Source organism: Streptomyces ossamyceticus (assembly GCF_001418475.1).
In the GTDB taxonomy this organism is placed as follows: Bacteria; Actinomycetota; Actinomycetes; order Streptomycetales; family Streptomycetaceae; genus Streptomyces; species Streptomyces ossamyceticus.
In genome coordinates, this window is record NZ_LIQX01000624.1 from 1 (window position 1) to 2,439 (window position 2,439).

The following is a 2,439-nucleotide window of genomic DNA, read 5'->3' on the forward strand; positions in this document are numbered from 1 at the left end:
GCGGAGCAGAGGACGGTGCCCCGCCCTGCCCGGGCACCGTCCTCTGCTCCGCACGCCCCTGCCCGGCGGACCGTGCCGCCTCCGCGGTGCCGTCACCCATGGAAGCGCCCCCGGCGCCCGTGCCGCCCTCGGCCGCCACGGTCACCCGGACGTGGCCCTCGCCGTCGGGTGTGGTCGCGACGCCGCGGGTGCCGGAGGAGGAGGCCAGGCGGAGTGCCGACTCGCCGATCCGCAGCAGCGCGCCCGGCGCCAGGCGGACGGGGCGGTCGCCGACGTGCTCGCCGTCGAGCGTGGTGCCGTTGGTGGAGCCGAGGTCGACGACGGTGACGCGGCCGTCGGAGGAGAGGGTGACCGCGCAGTGGAGGCGGGAGACGTCGGGGTCGTCCAGCGGGACGTCCGCGTCGGCGGAGCGGCCGATGTGGATCTTGCCGCCGTGCAGCAGATGGACGCCGCCGGCGTCGGGGCCGGCCACGACATGCAGCTGGGCGGCGGCCTCGTCGACCTCGGGGCCCGGCTCGGAGGGGGCGCCGAGGGAGAGCACGGCACCGTCGATCAGGGGCGGCTCGCCGAGGGTGCAGCGCTGGACGTCGAGGCGCTCGGCGCCCGCGTACAGCACGACCTGGCCGCCCGCCTCCCGGCCGCGCTCCGGCTGCGCGGCGCCGCCGTCCCCGACCGCGGAGGCGAGGCCCGACGCCACGGCGGCGAGAGCCGTCCCCGCGGGCGCCGTGACCAGCACGTCGCAGGCCGTGGCGCGTCCTCGCGGCTCCGAGGTCGGTCCCAGCGGGTCTACGACGGTCAGCCGGATCTGCATCGCCGTCTGCGATCCCTTCCGCGCGGGCACCCGCGAAGACGAGGACGAGACTGCGCGGTCCCCACCGCAGACTTCCCCCACCGCTCACGGGCACGTCGGCCAGTACTGGAGGCATCCTCGCACCTGCCGCCGACAACACGCCCGCCGCCCGGCGCCAAGTGATCTTGATTGGTCGGCTCTGCCCCCAAAAGTGCCTGACCAGTGCCCGCCAATTGATCACTTGAGATCGGTCACGTCTGTCCCGCGCCCGATTTGGGCAACCGAGCGCCTGGGGAAGAGCGTCTTTCCATCGAACGTACGGGGGAACCCGTACGTATCCGCGTACGCGGGACGACAGGGAACACAGAGCAAGCCACAGCAAGCCACAGCAGGCGCAGGACGACAGGACCCCTGGTCCCGGGGATGGCCGCACTACAGTGGGTCGGAACACCCGCGGGACAGGGTCGGGCAAGCAAGCAGCAGGGAGCGCATGACGTGCGGCCGGTAGGGAGCAAGTACCTCCTGGAGGAGCCGCTGGGACGCGGCGCCACAGGCACCGTCTGGCGCGCCCGCCAGCGGGAGACGGCGGGCGCCGAGGCGGCCGTGCCGGGCCACCCCGGGGAGACCGTGGCGATCAAGGTCCTCAAGGAGGAGCTCGCCGGCGACCCGGACATCGTGATGCGGTTCCTGCGGGAGCGCTCCGTCCTCCTCAGGCTCACCCACCCCAACATCGTCCGGGTGCGCGACCTCGTCGTCGAGGGCGATCTCCTGGCCCTCGTCATGGACCTGATCGACGGCCCGGACCTGCACCGCTACCTGCGCGAGAACGGCCCGTTCACGCCCGTCGCCGCCGCGCTGCTCACCGCGCAGATCGCCGACGCGCTCGCCGCCAGCCACACCGACGGCGTCGTCCACCGCGACCTCAAGCCCGCCAACGTGCTGCTCCAGCAGGACGCGGGCCAGATGCACCCGATGCTGACCGACTTCGGCATCGCCCGCCTCGCCGACTCCCCGGGTCTGACCCGGACCAGCGAGTTCGTCGGCACGCCCGCGTACGTCGCCCCCGAGTCCGCCGAGGGCCGCCCGCAGACCTCCGCCGTCGACATCTACGGCGCCGGCATCCTGCTCTACGAACTGGTCACCGGACGCCCGCCGTTCGCCGGCCAGAGCGCCCTCGAAGTGCTGCACCAGCACCTCAGCGCCGAACCGCGCCGCCCCTCCACCGTCCCCGACCCGCTGTGGACGGTCATCGAGCGCTGTCTGCGCAAGAACCCCGACGAACGGCCCGGCGCCGTCAACCTCGCCCGCGCGCTCCGCGTCGTCGCCGAGGGCGTCGGTGTGCACGCCAACTCCCTCCAGATCGCCGCCGCCGAGGGCGTGGGCCACCTCCTCGTCCCCGACCCGGCCCCCGCGCCGGTACCGGGCGGCGCCCCTGAGCCGTTCGGCTCGTCCGACGCGACCCAGGTGCTGCCGCACGACGCCGGCTCGTACGACCCGAACGCGGCGACCAGCGTGCTCCCGCACACCTCGGGCCCGGGCAACCAGCCCGCCGGCGCGGCCGACCCCACCGCCGTCCTCCCGCAGACCGGCGGCGCCGACCCGACCTCCGTCATGCCGCCCGTGCCGCCGCACGACCCGGCCGGGCCGCG

The 2,439-nt window shown here is 74.7% G+C and carries 2 protein-coding genes; one reads left to right on the plus strand and one right to left on the minus strand.

Annotated elements, in window-relative coordinates; genetic code table 11:
* Positions 1–811 (minus strand): FHA domain-containing protein (locus AOK15_RS35075; RefSeq protein ID WP_157870466.1); only part of this gene is annotated, 811 nt, incomplete at its 3' end.
* 474 nt (positions 812–1,285) lie between these two features.
* Between AOK15_RS35075 and AOK15_RS35080 the strand changes: the two genes are divergently transcribed.
* On the plus strand, positions 1,286–2,439 hold a 1,154-nt coding region (locus tag AOK15_RS35080), incomplete at its 3' end, for a serine/threonine-protein kinase (protein WP_157870467.1).